Below are 15,462 nucleotides of genomic sequence, written 5' to 3'. Positions count from 1 at the left end.
GTGCCCCGTGAGGAGAGGAAAATGGCGCAACACCCCCTTGTTCCCCCGTCCCCGCGCTATCAGCCCCGGCTGTTTCGCAGTTTTTTTCAGGGCAGTTTTCCCTGCTCCAGCGCCCGTCGCGCCGGTGGGCGACGCCTGGATATGGTGATCAGCAGCGGCCATGACATGCTGCTGGATAAAGATTATGCCGCCCTGGCGCAGGAGGGCCTGCGCACCGCGCGCGATGGTGCGCGCTGGTATCTGATTGAAGCCACCCCAGGCGAATATGACTGGCGATCTTTTCTGCCGATGGTGCACGCTGCCGCGCGTCATGATCTGCAAATCATCTGGGAACTGATGCATTTTGGTTATCCCGATCATCTCGATATCTTCCATGCCTCATTTGTCGATCATTTTGAACGCTTCGCGCGCGCGATGGCGCAGCTGATGCGTAATGAAGGCGTGGAGCAGCCGTTCTTTACCCCCATCAATCAGATCTCGTTCTGGTCATGGGCCGGTGCGGATGTGGCGTGGCTCAATCCCTACGCCAGCGATCGGGGTAAAGAGCTGAAGCGCCAGCTGGTGCGGGCGTCACTGGCGGCGATGCATGCGATTCGCGAGGTGTATCCGCAGGCGCGTTTTGTGCTGACCGATCCGCTGGTGCAAGTGGCGACCAATCCCGCGAATCCCGATAGCAAACCCTATGCCGATGCGCAGCATCAGGCGCAGTTCGAAGCCTGGGACTGGCTGGCCGGGCGTGATGCGCCGGAGCTGGGTGGCAGCGAAGATTTTCTCGATATTCTTGGTCTGAATTACTACCCGGATAACCACTGGTTTTTCCCCGGTGACCCGTTGCCGGATGACCATCCCTCACGCCTGCCGCTGCATCGCCTGCTGTTGCAATGCTGGCAGCGCTATCAGCGGCCCTTGCTGCTGGCAGAAACTGGGGCGGAAGGCGACGCCCGTACGCCCTGGCTGCACCATGTTTCTGCCGAAGCGATGCTGGCACTGGAACAGGGGGTGGCGCTGGAAGGGATTTCGCTTTATCCGGTGGTGGAATATCCAGCGTGGGCTGACGATCGTCGTTCGCCGGGGCCGTTATTTGGTCTGGGGGATCCCAATGGCAATCGCACGCTACATGAAGCGTTGGCGCTGGAGTTACGCAGTCAGCAGATTAAGTGGCAAAAGCGGCGGCAGGATTAGGATTGCTGGGTTTCGGCGTTTTTCGGGCCGCAGGTTTGCACATCGAGAGAACGGTCAGCAGGATGGCGCACATCAGTGAGCCAGGTCATGGTAAAGAGGAATACCACGCCAATCAGACAGGCCGAAAGCAGGCCAATTATGGCGATCAGTTTGTCATCTCTGGATTCCATCGACATCTCCTTGCAGGCTTCCGATACCCGTTGCAACAAGCCTTAGCTCATCCATAACGTCATCATCAGGACAAAGATTATAAGGGTAACCGAGGTCACTGCAAGTACCACAATGGCAAACTGCGCATCGTCCAGCGGCTGGCGCAAAGGTTCGTCGTGATCGTCGGGTGGAGCAGGTGAACTCATGTGAACTCAATAAAAATAAGGGAAACCAGCAGCAACGTTACCGCTCCGAGTGTAATGGAAAGCAGCCAAAGATGAAGAATTATTTCAGCGCGAAATGAAAACGGGGCGCAATCGCGCCCCGCTGAGGGATTAAAAGTCGTAGCTCATGCTGACTTTTAAGGTGCGCGGATCGCCCTGCGTCAGGTAGGTCCCTGAGTAGTCGATATTCGCCCAATACTTCTCGTTGGTGACGTTTTCCACCGCCACGCGCCAGACAACATCATTCTGGTTGATCTTCGTGCGGTAACGCAGACCCAGATCCAGCGTGGTGTAAGCCTCAATCCGTTTGGTATTGGCGGAATCCGCCCATTGCGGGCCGGTATGGTTCAGCAACGCGGTCGCGGTCAGGCCATCGATCGGTTTGATATCATACTCGGCACCCAGCGCGTAGTTATAACGCGGTACACCAATCGCCTGTTTGCCGTCGTACTGGCCTTTTGCCGTTTTCACCATTTCCGGATTAATCCAGGTGGCGCTGGCATTCAGACGGAAGCCAAGTACCGGCTCACCGAACACATTCAGCTCCGCACCACGGTGGCGCTGTTCGCCATTCATAGCATAGACATTGTTGCTGTCGAGAATGCCCGATGGCTGTTTGATTTCAAACAGCGCCAGGGTGCCCCCTACGCGGCCAAAGTCACCTTTGACACCGATTTCATTCTGCTTCGAATGCGCAATACCGGTCACCGCACCGTAGTTAACCGCGCTGGTCGGTGCCGTTGAGCCGGGCTGCAACGCTTCGGTGTGGTTGGCATACAGGGAAATCGACTGCCAGGGTTTGTACACAATGCCGTAAGTCGGCATCCAGCGGCTTTCGGTATAACGCGAGCTGACGTCTTCCGCCTGGGTGTTGTAGTTGTAGTTACGCACCCAGACTTTCTGATTGCGCGCCCCGAGCGTCAACAACAGGGTGTCGTCGAATGCGCCCAGCGTATCGCTCAGCAGGTAGCCCTGAGTACGAGTGCGTGCCGTGGTTTTCGGATCGTAGAATTCGCCACCCGCGAAGGTCGGCGTCGGACGCGCCACATCGACCGGATCGTAGATGTTGTAGTTGTAACCAGACAACGACATGCGATAGGCGTTTTTCGCATTGGTGGTCAGCGCGGAGTAGCCAACGTTCACTTTATGCGAAATCGGCCCGGTATCGAAGTTGCCACGTACCCCGAGCATACCGCTCATATTGTCCTGACGACGGTTGGTGTCGAAGGTGTTGATCGACACATCACCTGCGGTATTCAGCAGTTTTGGCGTGGCATAGTTGCCGATTTCATGGGCATGCTGGGCACCCAGTGCCGCATACGCGGTCCAGCTATCGGTGAGGTCATACTCCGCTTTGGCCATGCCCCATTCGTTTTCGACATTGCTGAACACCCAGGGCTGGCTGTAGTTAGTGGAGTTAGAAGGCACCGCGGGCAGCGAGTCAACGCCACTGATATTGACGCCCATGCGGCCATCGTGGAACGTCTTTTTCTGGTAGCCAAAATCCAGCGAGGTGCGCAAACGCTCGCCACGGTAATCGAGACCGATGGACGCCGCTGTGGTGCGTTTTTTCTCACCATCAACCCCGGTTTCGCCTTCGCGGTTAACCGCGTTGAAGCGCACGCCAAACTGGTTGTTATCACCGAAACGGCGACCAATATCGAGGCTGCCCCCCACCTGCGAGGACGAGGTGTAATCAACCCCCACACGGGTCAGCGGGGTATCGTCCGCATGTTTCGGTTCCAGGTTGATCAGGCCACCCACACCGGTGCTGGCTGCGCCGTTCAGCAGGCCGTTAGCCCCTTTGAAGATTTCAACGCGATCAATCAGAGAAGCATCCATCACCTGACGCGGCACCACGCCGGGTAAGCCGCTAAACGTCATATCATCGCCATCGAGGCGGAAGCCGCGAATACGGTAACTTTCTGCGAAGTTGCCGTAACCTTTGACGTTTTGCACCGTGGCATCATTACGGATGACGTCGGCAATGGTTTTTGCCTGTTGATCCTGAATCGCTTTCGAGGTGAAGCCAATCACGTTGAACGGAACATCCATCGCGTTCTGCTCACCCAGCATGCCAAGACGGCCACCGTGCGCGATCTGTCCATCAAGATAAGCCGGGACTAATTCGTTCCCGCCAGGTTTGAAGTCATTCTGTGGTGTCGCCACCACAGTCAGCGTTTTCTGTTCTTTTTTCGCCGCATCTGCGGTGGTGTTGGTGGTAGCAGCCATCACTGGCAAACAACCGGCGCTGACCATTACAGCCAGTAGCGTCGGTTTCAGTCCGGGATTGAAAGGCATTCTGCGCATGGATACCCCCTAATGCAAAGCAAACTGATAATCATTATTATTGCGGTTTGCGATTATGCGGACAGCGGTGCTGAATGCAAGAAAATTCCTGGCATTTCTTTACAAATTCCAGACGTAAGGGAGGATTTGCGCGGGGATTCCCAGCAGGGTGCACATCATTGCACAATAAATCGTGCCGCTACGGTGGTGTGCGATTCGTAACGGCGCAATGTATTGTGCGGGGCTGGCGGTTATCTATCCTGCCAGCGGCGAAACACCAGCGAGGTGTTAATGCCACCAAAGGCAAAATTGTTCGACTGGATATACTCCGTCTCGATGTGACGCACGCCACCCATAATGTAATCCAGCGCACCACACTCCGCGGCGGGCTGTGTCAGGTTGAGCGTCGGTGCGAACCAACCTTCACGCATCATCTCAATACTCATCCACGCCTCCAGCGCACCGCAGGCTCCCAGCGTGTGACCAAAATAACTTTTCAGCGATGAGATCGGCGTGCTGGCACCAAACACCGCCGCCGTGGCCTGGCTTTCGGCAATATCGCCGCGATCGGTAGCGGTCCCGTGCGCATTAATATAGCCAATCTGATCCGGCGTCAGCCCGGCACTTTGCAGGGCACGTTCAATGCAAATCTGCATGGTTGCCTGTTGCGGTTGCGTGATGTGTGCCGCATCACAGTTGGTATGAAACCCCACCAACTCGGCATAAATGGTTGCGCCACGCGCCTGGGCATGTGGCAGCGATTCCAGAATCAGCGTGCCCGCCCCTTCGCCAATCACCAGCCCATCACGCTGTTGATCAAACGGCGCTGGCGTGGTGTGCGGCGCGTCATTGCGCTGGCTGGTGGCAAACAGCGTATCGAACACCGCCGCTTCGGACGGACAGAGTTCTTCTGCCCCGCCCGCCACCATCACCGTCTGATAACCGTGACGAATCGCTTCCCATGCATAACCAATCGCCTGGCTGCCGGAAGTACAGGCGCTGGAAGTGGGGATCACCCGCCCGCGCAGACCAAAAAACAGTCCGGCATTGACCGCCGTGGTATGCGGCATCATCTGCACATAGGTGGTGCCGGTGATATTGTTGGTGTGTTTTTCCGTCAGCATGGTGGCAAATTCACTGACCGGCCCGGTGCTGCCTGTTGAGGAGCCATAGGCAATGCCGGTTTCACCATTGGTCAGCACCGGGTTACCGATCAACCCCGCCTGCTCCAGCGCCAGCTCGGTGGCCCGCGTCGCCAGCAGCGATACCCGTCCCATGGCACGGATACGCTTGCGGGTGTAGTGCTCAGGCAAGGTAAAATCATCCACTGGCGCACCCAGCAGGGTATGCAGACCGGCGTAAACCTGCCATTCCGGCATGTGGCGCACCGCGTTTTTACCCTGCTTCAGGCGGGCGGCCACGGCGGGCCAGCTCTCGCCAAAGGCGGTGACCCCGCCCATTCCGGTTACAACCACGCGCTGAATCACAGCATCCCCCCATTGATTGAAATCACCTGCCGCGTGACGTAACCGGCGATATCCGACATCAGATAACCTGCCAGCCCGGCCACTTCTTCCGCTGCCCCCATGCGTTTCATCGGGATCAGCTTCAGCGCTTCATCAATCACCTGTGGTTCCAGCCCGGCCATACCGGTGTCGATCAGTCCCGGCGCGATGCAGTTAACGGTAATTTTGCGTTTCGCCAGCTCAATCGCCAGCGCTTTGGTGGCACCGATAATGCCTGCTTTTGCCGCGCTGTAATTCACCTGGCCGCGATTCCCCATGATGCCGGAGACCGACGATAACGTGATAATGCGTCCCCCCTGGCGCAACCCAATCATCGGCATCACACAAGGCTGGATCACGTTATAGAAGCTGTCGAGATTAGTATGAATCACACTGTCCCACTCTTCCTCAGTCAGTGCCGGGAACGCCGCATCCCGCGTGATTCCGGCATTACTGACCACGCCATAGTAAGCACCATGCGTGGCAATATCCTGCTCCAGCGCGTCCCGTGTCATTTCACGCTGCGCCACGTCAAACTGCAACGTCCGGCCGGATCCCCCCGCTGCGACCATCTGTTCCAGCGTGTGTATCGCCCCGCTGGCATCACGGTGATAATGCACCACCACATGGAAGCCATCCTGCGCCAGGCGCAATGCAATGGCGCGTCCAATTCCCTTACTCGCCCCGGTCACTAACACGCTACGCGTCATGGTGTTCTCCTTGTGCTAATAATCGTTGTAATTCGTCATCATCCGGCTGCCAGGTATTCAGCCGTCCACTGGCCAGGCACCGGTCTCCGTGGCGGATTTCTCCTTCAAAACTGCCAAGCCGCTCATCGCGCATCAGCAAATGCATCGCCACCTGCAAACTTGCGCCTGCCGGAAAGGTGGCCGCCGCCGCGCGATAACCGCGTCCGCCCAGCAGCATGCCGGGGCGAATCTGCGTCACGCCCTGCTCACGGGCATGAAACCCCGACCACACCCCCACCGTCTGCGCCATAATCTCCACACCAAACCAGGCAGGCAGTTCACCCTGGGGGGTAAGAAACGGGCTCAGTACGCCCTCGGGATCAATGGTCACCCGGCATATCACGCTATCGGCGGTGACGCTGATAACGCGATCCAGCAGCAACATGGGTGCGCGATGCGGCAAATACGCCTCTGGCGGCAAAAAATCAGCCATCGATTCGTCCTGTAATCAGGCAGGTATTGTTCCCGCCAAACGCAAAAGAATTGGAAGCAATCACCGGCCGCACCAGCGGGGTCGGCACGCTAATCAGACCGCAATCCGGCAGCGTGGGATCGCGTTCGGATTGTGAAAAATCCTGCGCGGGCAGCGGCAGCTGCTGCTCCAGCAACAACAGCGACAGCGCAGCTTCAGTGGCACCCGCCGCCCCCAGCGTATGGCCGGTCAGATGTTTGGTAGAACTACAGGGGACACGATCGCCAAACAGGCGATGAATCACCGCCGCCTCCACCTGATCGTTAAGCGGTGTGGCGGTGCCGTGCAGGTTGATATAGCCCACCTGTTCGGGGGCTAAACCCGCCTGCTGCAAGGCCATGATCATCGCACGCTCAGCGCCGATGCCCTCCGGATGCGGGGCCGACATATGCCAGGCATCCGATGATTCGCCCACCCCCAGCAATGCCAGCGGCTGCGGTTCCCGCGTCAGCAACAGCAACGCTGCCGCTTCACCAATCGAGATGCCATCACGATCGCGGCTGAATGGCGCACATTGCCGTTCCGATAACGACTCAAGGCTGGCAAAGCCATTAATGGGCATACGGCTCAGCGAATCGGCGCCCCCCACCAACGCCACATCCGCCAGACCGGCGGCAATCAGGCGTTCACCGCTGATAATCGCCCTGGCGCTGGAAGAACAGGCGGTGGACAGGGTGTAGGCCGGGCCATCCAGCTGCAAAAAATCGGCCAGGAAGCGCGAGGGATCGCCCAGTTCCTGCATCCGGTAGTCATAACCGGCTAAGCCCACGCTGACCTGACGATCGCCTTCATCCACACCCGAGGTGCTGGTGCCGAGCACCACCGCCACCCGATCGCGGCCATATTGCGCCATTGCGGCCTCCAGCGCCGGGCGAATTTGCGCCAGCGCCGCCAGTAGCAGCCGGTTATTGCGGGTATTGTGCGCCGCCAGCGCCTGCGGGATGGCGGGCAGCTCGCCCTGCACCTCCCCCAGCCAGCAGCGTTTAGCTGCCTGCAACCAGCCATCGCGCGGTTGCATCCCTGGCGCTGCGCCCAGCTGCAATTGCGCGGCGATCTGCGCAGGGCTGTTGCCGAGTGCGTTGACCATGCCGTAAGCCGAGATATAAATCATGATGCGTCCAGGGTTTGAATCTGAATCTGATAACCAAAAGCCCGTTGTTCGATGCTGATGGGGTCACGTTGCCCGCCACGTTGCTGATAATGAATCAGCGTCACCACCGTGCCGGAAGGATCGCGTAGCTCGCGCCGATCGCCGATATCCTGCAACTGCCAGCCGCTGGGTAACTGCGGCTGCCAGGCGCTAATCGGCCAGTGGCTGAGCATAATATCGGCCAGCACCTGGCTGGCTGGCGGCATCTCCGGCAACGCCATCATCTGTTGAGTATGGACGCCACTGGCGTCATAGGTGACGCTGAACAACCGAATGCCGAGCGACGACAATCCGGCGAGGCTGATGTGCTGCTCATCCGCCGCCAGCAACACCAGCAGCGATTGCGTTTTACCTTTGTTATGGCCGGTTAGCAGCTGTTGCTGCTGAAACGCCGGAGAAATACCCGGTGCAGGCAAGGTGACGCGGACGCCCGGTTTAAGCCAGGCGGTTGGCCGGTTGGGTTGTGCCGTCTGTTGCGCACAGCCGCCGAGCAGCAGGCTGAGCAGCAGTAAAATCAGGCTTTTCTTGATCATGGTTTTCTTTTCCCTGCGGCCAGCGGGGCCAGCAAAAATGCGCAGAAGATACCGCTGCACAACACGGTGCCAAAGCTACTGATGGCCGCTGTGCTGCTGAATACCAGCATGCCCAGCGTCAGCAACGTGGTCATCATCGCCAGCGTCACCGCAAGCATCGAGGTCAGCGGCGTACCCCGTGGATTGCTGAAAAACAGCGTGTAATTGATACCGATCCCCAGCACCAGAATCAGCGCCAGTAAGGCAAAAAGGTTGAGCGTCGCACCGATCCAGCCGAGCGTAGCCAGCGCCGCCGCCAGCGACAGCCAGGACGGTAGCGCGCTGCGCAGGCCCGCCTTCAGCCCGAGGCGGATAAGGTAGCTCAGGGTAATCAGCAACAGCGCCAGCGCCAGTAAACCGCTCAGCAGGGTGCGCCAGAAGGCAAACAGCTGATCGTAGCTGGTTTTGCGATCAACCCAGCTGACTCCCTCCTGCTGCATGGCCAGTTGCTGGAGCGCGCCACTGTTGCGTACCCCTGACACCGGCACCAGCACGCTGCTGCGACCATCCGGCAGTGACAGCCAGAGCAAACGCCAGCCCTCGCTGAGCGGGCTTGCCAGCCAGTTTTCCGGCGTCACCGGCATCGCGCGCAGATCGGCCTGCGCTGGCGTGACGCCCGCCTGTTGCAGGCGCGCGGCTATCGCCGGGGCCGCCTGATGCAACAACGCCACATCCTGTTGCTGCTGCGCCAGCGAGTTGAGCGGCAGCAGGCGATAACCGGACATATCGCCGCGTTGCTGCGCTTGTTGCAGCTTTGGTGCCAGCGCGCTGAGGCGTTGCAGGGTTTGCTGGGCATTATCGCCCCACACCACAAACCAGGTTTGATCGGCCTGCTGGCCGGTGAGTTGCGCCAGCTGGCGATCCTGCGCCAGCAACTGCGCCGGAGCGCTTTGCAGATGAGCAATATCATCGTCCACCCGCAGTTGCAGAATGCCGCTCAGCGCATATATCGCCACCAGCGCGGGCAGCCCCCACATCAATGCGCGATTGCGCCGCCATGCCGCCAGCCAGCGCGCCAGCCACACCATACCCGGTACCGGGCGCACCGGCAGACCACGCACCAGCCACGGATAAAAACAGATCACCGTCAGGCAGGATGCGCTCAGGCCACTGGCGGAAAACACCGCCAGCTGCCGCAGGCCGGGAAACGGGGCCATTAACATCAGCAACCAGGCAATGGCGGTGGTGGCAAGCGCCAGCAGCAATGTGGCGCGGACTTTAGCCAGGCTTTGCCACGGTGTGGCTTGGTTGCCATGCACCATGCGTTCGGTCAAATAGTAAAGGGTGTAATCCGCTGAGATCCCGACGATGCTCAGGCTCATTACCAGCGTCGTCAGATGCAGTTCACCGAAGCACACTAAGGTCGCCACCGTCCCCGCCACCGCGCCAATCGCCACCGACAGCGCGCACAGTGCCAGAGGACGTAGCGAGCGGAACACCAGCCAAATCAGCAACAGCAATCCCCCCAGCGTGACGCTGCCGAGGGTTTCCATATCGTGTTGCGCGCGCTGGCTGGCATCATTGCTGAACAGCACCGTACCGCGCGTCAGCAACCGGGCATCTGGCCAGCGGGTTGTCAGCTGCTGCTCCAGCTGGTGCAGCGCGGTTACCAGCTGATGGCTTTGCTGAATGCTGAAGGCATTGCTCGCCAGTTCGCCATGCAGGAAGTACCAGCGGCGCTGCTGCGGGTCAGTCACCGTCAGCCAGCCATTACGCAACACCATTTTGCTGGCATTTTGCTGCAGGGCCAGCTGCGCCCCACGCACCAGCAGCAGCGGATCATGTTGTAATTCCTGGCTGCTGACGCCCGCAAAGGCGGAAAACAGCTGCGCCAGAATCCAGTCCGCCTGCGCCGTGCCGCCATGTTGCAGACGCGCGCGCGTGGTCTCATCGATCAAGCCATTACGATGCTGCCAGGCGAAACTGCCCCAGCGTTGCATCTGCTGATCGTCCATTACACCGCTGACCTGAGTCAGCATCGGCAGCGCCTGCAACTGCGCCTGCCACCAGGCTGCCGCGGCCTCACCGTCCTCACCGTCGGTGCTGACCAGCCACACCAGTTGCCGATCAAGACGCTGCATAAACGCCTGCTGGATCTCTGCCGGGGCCTGGCCGAGATTCTGCTGCGGCAGCAGCGCCAGCACGCTGCTATTGATCTGGCTGCGCGGCAATAGCAGCGCCAGCGCTATCGTCAACGCCAGGCATATCAACAGCCACAGCCGCGCCAGGTTTTTTTCACGGAGCCACAGCAAAACGCGCGCGCTCCTCATCGGTCAGATGGCCGGGTTCGGTACGGGTATCGCTCAGGGTGATTTCTGTCTTATCCCCCTGCTTGTCATCGAGGCGGATTTGCTGAAGAAACTCGCCCCCCTGCAAATCGATGCGGTTAAAGATTTTATTCAGCGGTGCCGCTTTCGGTAGCAGACCGAGCTGCCAGTGATCCTTACCCTGCGCCTGAAATTCGAGGGTGAAATTCTCCCGCAGCACTTTCTCATCGGCCTGAAATAGCGCACGCAGCAGATGGTTGAACTGGAACATTTGCGGATTGCTGTCGGCGGTGATCACCTGGGGCGGCTGGCCGCTGATGCTCTGCACCATGCGCCGGTCATCCAGCAGCAGAGTCATGGGAAAAGGCGTGTTCTGCTGCCACCACAGCCCCTGCTGCTGCGCAATCAGCAATTGCCCGCGTGACACCAGCGGTTGTGCCATTCCGGCAATGGTCCGCACCTGAACGAAGTTGGCGCGGATCACCGGCTGGCTGGAAAAGCGCTGTTGTAGCTGGTCGAGCGTCACCGCGCTGACGCTGGCACTGCACAGCAGCAGCAACATAGTCATCAAAAAACGTTTCAAGGTTGGACTCCCAGGCGTGCAAACAGAATGGCAGGCGAGACGAAACACATCTCCTGCGTGGTCTGGTCCACCGCCACCTGAATGGTGTGCGCTTTGGTGGTCACCTGCCCCACGGCGTTACGAATGATGTAATCAATGCGCAGGCGGTTCTCATATTCAGTAATCGCGGCGCTGACGCGGAGGGTCTCTTCACAGCGTATCGGCAGACGGTATTTCACCCGTGCATCCACCACCGGCCAGACATAGCCGCTGGCCGCCATTTCGCTGTAGCTGTAATTCACGCTGCGCAGCAGTGCCTCACGTGCCGCCTCAAAAAAACGGAAATAGTGGCCGTGCCAGACCACGCCCATCGGGTCGCAGTCATGGAATGAAACCACTATTTCCACCTCGGCGCGGTGCTTAATCTCACTCATCGCGGTTCTCCTCAGCCGGTAACGTCCAGAAATCGTAAAAATTAAACCAGTCCAGCGGGGCCAGAAACGCATAGTGCTGCAAGCGTCGGGCATAACGATCCACCGTCTGTTGCAGGGCCTGTTGACGAGTGGCACGCGGCAGAACTAACGGGGAGGCAAAGGCTTCACAGTGCACCCGCAATCGGCCCTGTTCACGCAAGGCAAACATCAGCAGCACCGGACAACGTAACGCTGCTGCCAGTAAAAACGGCCCCTGCGGAAAGGGGGCGGGCAGGCCGAGAAAGTCGCTCCATATCACGCGTCGTTCACCGCCGCGCTGGCGATGCACGGCAGTACGATCACCGACAATTGCCACCCATTCCCCCGCGTCCAGCTTCTGTTGCAGCAGAATCGCGGTGTCTGGCCCGATATCCGTCACCGGCATCAGATTGACACCGGCCTGCGGCGCAATGCTTTCCAGTACCGTTCGAAAACGCTGGGCATTGTCGGTAAACACCAGCGCATTGATCACCAGGCCGCTCACCTGCTTTGCCATGGCGCGGCAGGCTTCGATATCGCCGAGGTGTGAAGCGAGGATCAGATGGCCCTGGCCTTCAGCCGCGCGGATCACCGCTTCGGCACCGGACGCAAAATCGATATCGCGTCCCCAGCGCAGATCACCACGCCAGCTCGCGACCTTATCCAGCATGCTGTCACCAAAGCGCAGGAAATGACGGTAGCTACTGAGTGGCGCGGGCAATACCTGATTTTGCTGCTGCGCGCAGTGCCGTACCCGCGCCAGCCACTGTTGCGATGCCGTACGCGCGCGTCGTCCGCTAAGCCAGTACAGCGCCACCACCGGCCATAACAACAGTACAAATGGCAGCCGTCCGGCACGTCGATAGAGCCACAACATAAAACGCAGCCCCCATTGCCCGCGACGTTCCGGTGTTGACGACCAGTGGCGCGCCTCACCACGCTGACGCAGCAACTGCGGGATACGTGGCAACATGCCGAAGAACAGACGGGTATGCATCCATGAGATGCGCAGGTTGTCGCGCAACGCATCAAAATGCGAGACACCGCTCGGCGGATAAGTGACGCGCGTCGTCAGGAAACGACTTGGGGTGCCCTGCCAGTAGAGACGCACCATGATTTCGGTATCAAAATCCATCCGCTGACCTGGCGGCTTTCGATCGCACAGGGCCAGTGACGGCTCCAGCGGATAAACGCGGAAACCACACATACTGTCTTTCAGCGACAGGGAAAGGGTCTCGATCCACACCCAGAAATGGGTGATGTAACGACCATACAGGCGCGATTTGGGGATTGAGTCATCGTAAAGCGGCAGCCCGGAAATCAGGCACTGCGGATGGCGACGCGCTTCGTCCAGCATCCGTGGCGTATCTTCCACCTGATGTTGGCCATCGGCATCCAGTTGCAGCGCATGGCTGTAACCTGCCGCCGCTGCTACACGCATCCCGGCGATCACCGCAGCGCCCTTCCCCTGGTTTTCAGCTAAGCGGTGAATACGCAGCTGCGGGGCTTTGAGCGCGTCGATTTGCTGCCGGGTCTGCGCATCGCTACCGTCATCAACAATGATGATCGGCAAATTAAACGGCGCCAGGCGTTGCAGCACCGACGCCAGCATCGCACCGTGGTTATAACAAGGGATCAGCACGCAGGGGGTAAAAGGCGCATTTAACACAGGCGGATCTTCCCACTGCTGGCGACCGGCGTGCCGTCGTCGGATAACAACCGATATTGAAAGCTGAGCACGGATTTCTCCGCCTGCCAGTTGATATGCAGTTCCAGCTCGGCGTCCGGCAGCACCGGTTGCTGAAATTTTATGTTCTCGATCGACGCAAACGCCTTGCCCGGCACCAGACGCGTCAGGCCGTAGTACAGCACCCAATCGAGTTGCGCCACGCCAGGCAGAATCGGCAGGGAGGGAAAATGACCGCGAAACCACAGCAAATCGGCAGCTACATGCAGACGCAGGGTCAGTGCGGTAGCCTGCTGCTGAGCATCAAGTTCAACCGGCAACATGAAAAAGCTCCTCAATTTGCGGCCAGGCGCGCTTGCTTTGCGCGGTAACCGGAATGGTTGTGACGACCCGCCAGTAACGCGGCATGGCTACCGACTCCAGCCAGGGTTGCAGCGCCTGTTTCCATTGTTGTTTACGTTGCGCCAGCATGGCCGGATCAAGCGGTTGCGCTAACGCCAGCACCACGCCTATCGCCTGGCGTCCATGACGCTGAATCACCAGCGCGGCGGCATCCTCAATCTCCGGCAGAGCCAGCAAACGGCGTTCAATCTCGCTGAGTGACACGCGTTTATCTTCAATCTTCACCACACGATCCTGACGCCCCGCCAGCTGAAAATGGCCGGATTCAAGTTGTATCAGGTGATCATCCAGCAACCAGCCATCCGCAAGCTCCAGCAGTGGCGAGAAGACGCGCCAGCGCGCGTCATCCTGCTGTCGCAGGCGCACCTGCGGAAAACATTGCCAGGCCACCTGTTCCGCATCCAGCTGACGCCAGGCAATGACGCCGGTTTCCGTACTGCCATAAATTTCATCCACCGGGCAACCCAGGCGCTGTTGCGTGTGACGGGCATCAGACCAGGCTAATGCGCCACCGGCAGAGATAATCAGCGCACAGCGCGGCAAATTGAGTGACGGGTCCAGCCGACGTAAAAAGGCCGGGCTGCTGATAAAGGCATAGCGGTGCGCCGGGGCAAGGTCCGCCAGCTGTTCACTGTACAAAAGTTGCTGCGCGGCAAAGGGTAAACCGAGCGCCATCGGCAGCACCACGCGAAACGTCAGGCCATACAGATGCTGGTGACTGACGGAGGCCACCACATGGCACAGCCGCAGTCGATCCCCCCACAACGCCGCCAGCCACTGCGCTTCGGTGTCCAGCGCCTGGATTGATTTCACCACAGGACGCGGGGTGCCGGTCGATCCGGAGGTAAACAGCACCAGCGCGGCATCCGGGGCGATGTCCGTCAGTTCAGCGTCAGCCTCTGCACCATCCCAACGCAGATGCGGCAGCGTCAGGACCAGCGGCATATCACTGATCACCCCGTCGAAACAGCCCGTCATCTCTTCCAGCTGCGCCGCGCGACAATGGCCAGGGATGACCGGGGTTTTCCCCGCATGCCACACCGCCAGCAGTGCCACGGTGAAGTGATAACTGTTGTCAAAGCACAGCGCCCACTGCTGCTCCGGCAGCGCCCGCAGCCGCGTGCACAACGCCATCACCTGCCGCCGCATGCTGGCTAACCGATGTTGCTGCGCGCCCTGCCAGGCAACGACGCGATCTTCCGCGCGCAGACAATGGGCGATGGCCTGAGCTTTCATGCCTGTTTCCTCATCCGCTGACGCAGCAACCATTCGCTCCCCATCAGCGCCCCCATCAGCAGATAGCTGATGCAACCATTCCATAACGTCCAGAGCCGGAGATCCGCCAGCAGGCAGGTCATCAGCGCCACGCCGCCATTGAAAACAAAAAAGCCGCACCACACCTGGGTGACCCGTCGGGTATAGCGCACCGCACGCGCCGGGAGCTGCGGTTCACGCAGGCGCGCAATGCGCTCCACCAGCGGCATGCCGCGCCACAGCGATGAGGCAAACAACAGCAACATCAGGGCGTTGACCACCACCGGATACCACAGCAGCAGATGCTGCCCACGTAACATCAGGCTGGCGAGGCACAGCACACTGCCCACCAGCGCCATCAGTAATCCAATACGCGCCATTGCGCCGTGCGAATGACGCAGGCTCCAGACACGCAGCGCAAACAGCAAGGCCAGCAACAACAACAGCAGACGCCATTGCGGATAAGTCAGTGCCAGCCACACCAGCAACGGCCAGGCGAGCAGCGCAATGCCGTTCAGCAGACGCAATGCCGCTCGCATTGCGTC

General features: G+C 59.5%; 17 protein-coding genes. 2 read left to right on the top strand and 15 right to left on the bottom strand.

The genetic code is table 11. The features are described 5' to 3' along the window. Positions 1-21 precede the first annotated feature (21 nt). Complete coding sequence (locus HA50_RS07550; RefSeq protein ID WP_084873845.1) at positions 22-1,182, top strand: glycoside hydrolase family 1 protein; 1,161 nt, start codon at positions 22-24, stop codon at positions 1,180-1,182. Here HA50_RS07550 and HA50_RS31525 read toward each other — a convergent pair. The 3 genes from HA50_RS31525 to HA50_RS07545 all read right to left on the bottom strand — a co-directional run bounded on the left by HA50_RS31525 (position 1,179) and on the right by HA50_RS07545 (position 3,866). After that, complete coding sequence (locus tag HA50_RS31525) at positions 1,179-1,352, bottom strand: hypothetical protein (RefSeq protein ID WP_167379240.1); 174 nt, start codon at positions 1,350-1,352, stop codon at positions 1,179-1,181. The two genes, HA50_RS07550 and HA50_RS31525, sit on opposite strands and share 4 nt — an antisense overlap. A 42-nt stretch (positions 1,353-1,394) precedes the next feature. Further along, the gene (locus tag HA50_RS31520; protein ID WP_013508612.1) at positions 1,395-1,538 is read right to left on the bottom strand and encodes a hypothetical protein; all 144 of its coding nucleotides are present in this window, start codon (positions 1,536-1,538) and stop codon (positions 1,395-1,397) included. Between the two features lie 129 nt (positions 1,539-1,667). Continuing rightward, a complete protein-coding gene (locus tag HA50_RS07545) occupies positions 1,668-3,866 on the bottom strand; it encodes a TonB-dependent receptor (RefSeq protein WP_084873844.1) in 2,199 nt (732 codons plus the stop codon). 12 nt (positions 3,867-3,878) lie between these two features. Between HA50_RS07545 and HA50_RS31010 the strand changes: the two genes are divergently transcribed. After that, positions 3,879-4,067 (top strand): hypothetical protein, encoded by a 189-nt coding sequence (locus HA50_RS31010; protein WP_139810907.1) that lies wholly within the window; start codon positions 3,879-3,881, stop codon positions 4,065-4,067. Between the two features lie 29 nt (positions 4,068-4,096). Here the strand turns inward: HA50_RS31010 and HA50_RS07540 are convergent, their stop codons facing one another. From HA50_RS07540 to HA50_RS07485, 12 genes are read right to left on the bottom strand one after another with little or no spacing between them, the layout of a single operon-like run. After that, entirely contained in the window at positions 4,097-5,332 is a 1,236-nt protein-coding gene (locus HA50_RS07540; protein WP_208617280.1) for a beta-ketoacyl-ACP synthase, read from the bottom strand. Further along, positions 5,329-6,060 (bottom strand): 3-ketoacyl-ACP reductase FabG2, encoded by a 732-nt coding sequence (locus HA50_RS07535; protein WP_084873843.1) that lies wholly within the window; start codon positions 6,058-6,060, stop codon positions 5,329-5,331. Before HA50_RS07535 ends, HA50_RS07540 begins: the two co-directional genes overlap by 4 nt. Continuing rightward, a complete protein-coding gene (locus tag HA50_RS07530; RefSeq protein ID WP_084873842.1) occupies positions 6,050-6,532 on the bottom strand; it encodes a hotdog family protein in 483 nt (160 codons plus the stop codon). The genes HA50_RS07535 and HA50_RS07530 overlap by 11 nt, the downstream gene beginning before the upstream one ends. Beyond that, positions 6,525-7,682, bottom strand: a complete 1,158-nt coding sequence (locus tag HA50_RS07525; RefSeq protein ID WP_084873841.1) for a beta-ketoacyl-[acyl-carrier-protein] synthase family protein — start codon at positions 7,680-7,682, stop codon at positions 6,525-6,527. The genes HA50_RS07530 and HA50_RS07525 overlap by 8 nt, the downstream gene beginning before the upstream one ends. After that, positions 7,679-8,254, bottom strand: coding sequence for a DUF3261 domain-containing protein (locus HA50_RS07520; RefSeq protein WP_084873840.1), 576 nt, complete (start codon positions 8,252-8,254; stop codon positions 7,679-7,681). The genes HA50_RS07525 and HA50_RS07520 overlap by 4 nt, the downstream gene beginning before the upstream one ends. Next, on the bottom strand, positions 8,251-10,563 hold the full coding sequence (locus tag HA50_RS07515) for an MMPL family transporter (protein WP_084873839.1): 2,313 nt from the start codon (positions 10,561-10,563) through the stop codon (positions 8,251-8,253). The genes HA50_RS07520 and HA50_RS07515 overlap by 4 nt, the downstream gene beginning before the upstream one ends. Then, a complete protein-coding gene (locus HA50_RS07510; protein WP_139810969.1) occupies positions 10,529-11,128 on the bottom strand; it encodes an outer membrane lipoprotein carrier protein LolA in 600 nt (199 codons plus the stop codon). The genes HA50_RS07515 and HA50_RS07510 overlap by 35 nt, the downstream gene beginning before the upstream one ends. 11 nt (positions 11,129-11,139) lie before the next feature. Next, positions 11,140-11,556 (bottom strand): acyl-CoA thioesterase, encoded by a 417-nt coding sequence (locus HA50_RS07505; protein ID WP_084873837.1) that lies wholly within the window; start codon positions 11,554-11,556, stop codon positions 11,140-11,142. Continuing rightward, the gene (locus HA50_RS07500) at positions 11,549-13,243 is read right to left on the bottom strand and encodes a glycosyltransferase family 2 protein (protein WP_084873836.1); all 1,695 of its coding nucleotides are present in this window, start codon (positions 13,241-13,243) and stop codon (positions 11,549-11,551) included. Before HA50_RS07500 ends, HA50_RS07505 begins: the two co-directional genes overlap by 8 nt. After that, complete coding sequence (locus HA50_RS07495; protein WP_084873835.1) at positions 13,237-13,584, bottom strand: 3-hydroxyacyl-ACP dehydratase FabZ family protein; 348 nt, start codon at positions 13,582-13,584, stop codon at positions 13,237-13,239. Before HA50_RS07495 ends, HA50_RS07500 begins: the two co-directional genes overlap by 7 nt. Continuing rightward, the gene (locus HA50_RS07490; protein WP_084873834.1) at positions 13,571-14,899 is read right to left on the bottom strand and encodes an AMP-binding protein; all 1,329 of its coding nucleotides are present in this window, start codon (positions 14,897-14,899) and stop codon (positions 13,571-13,573) included. The genes HA50_RS07495 and HA50_RS07490 overlap by 14 nt, the downstream gene beginning before the upstream one ends. Then, positions 14,896-15,456, bottom strand: a complete 561-nt coding sequence (locus HA50_RS07485) for a COG4648 family protein (RefSeq protein WP_084873833.1) — start codon at positions 15,454-15,456, stop codon at positions 14,896-14,898. The genes HA50_RS07490 and HA50_RS07485 overlap by 4 nt, the downstream gene beginning before the upstream one ends. Positions 15,457-15,462: the final 6 nt, after the last annotated feature.

The organism is Pantoea cypripedii (genome assembly GCF_002095535.1).
Taxonomy (GTDB): Bacteria; Pseudomonadota; Gammaproteobacteria; order Enterobacterales; family Enterobacteriaceae; genus Pantoea; species Pantoea cypripedii.
This window is presented reverse-complemented; position numbering and strand designations above follow the sequence as displayed.

Excerpts from the sequence above, each read along its gene's own strand:
- HA50_RS07530 (WP_084873842.1), bottom strand. The coding sequence starts at position 6,532 with ATGGCTGATTTTTTGCCGCCAGAGGCGTATTTGCCGCATCGCGCACCC.
- HA50_RS31520 (WP_013508612.1), bottom strand. The coding sequence starts at position 1,538 with ATGAGTTCACCTGCTCCACCCGACGATCACGACGAACCTTTGCGCCAG.
- HA50_RS07510 (WP_139810969.1), bottom strand. The coding sequence starts at position 11,128 with ATGACTATGTTGCTGCTGCTGTGCAGTGCCAGCGTCAGCGCGGTGACG.
- HA50_RS07535 (WP_084873843.1), bottom strand. The coding sequence starts at position 6,060 with ATGACGCGTAGCGTGTTAGTGACCGGGGCGAGTAAGGGAATTGGACGC.
- HA50_RS31010 (WP_139810907.1), top strand. The coding sequence starts at position 3,879 with ATGCAAAGCAAACTGATAATCATTATTATTGCGGTTTGCGATTATGCG.
- HA50_RS07495 (WP_084873835.1), bottom strand. The coding sequence starts at position 13,584 with ATGTTGCCGGTTGAACTTGATGCTCAGCAGCAGGCTACCGCACTGACC.
- HA50_RS07525 (WP_084873841.1), bottom strand. The coding sequence starts at position 7,682 with ATGATTTATATCTCGGCTTACGGCATGGTCAACGCACTCGGCAACAGC.
- HA50_RS07485 (WP_084873833.1), bottom strand. The coding sequence starts at position 15,456 with ATGCGAGCGGCATTGCGTCTGCTGAACGGCATTGCGCTGCTCGCCTGG.
- HA50_RS07490 (WP_084873834.1), bottom strand. The coding sequence starts at position 14,899 with ATGAAAGCTCAGGCCATCGCCCATTGTCTGCGCGCGGAAGATCGCGTC.
- HA50_RS07515 (WP_084873839.1), bottom strand. The coding sequence starts at position 10,563 with ATGAGGAGCGCGCGCGTTTTGCTGTGGCTCCGTGAAAAAAACCTGGCG.
- HA50_RS07545 (WP_084873844.1), bottom strand. The coding sequence starts at position 3,866 with ATGCGCAGAATGCCTTTCAATCCCGGACTGAAACCGACGCTACTGGCT.
- HA50_RS07505 (WP_084873837.1), bottom strand. The coding sequence starts at position 11,556 with ATGAGTGAGATTAAGCACCGCGCCGAGGTGGAAATAGTGGTTTCATTC.
- HA50_RS07550 (WP_084873845.1), top strand. The coding sequence starts at position 22 with ATGGCGCAACACCCCCTTGTTCCCCCGTCCCCGCGCTATCAGCCCCGG.
- HA50_RS07520 (WP_084873840.1), bottom strand. The coding sequence starts at position 8,254 with ATGATCAAGAAAAGCCTGATTTTACTGCTGCTCAGCCTGCTGCTCGGC.
- HA50_RS31525 (WP_167379240.1), bottom strand. The coding sequence starts at position 1,352 with ATGGAATCCAGAGATGACAAACTGATCGCCATAATTGGCCTGCTTTCG.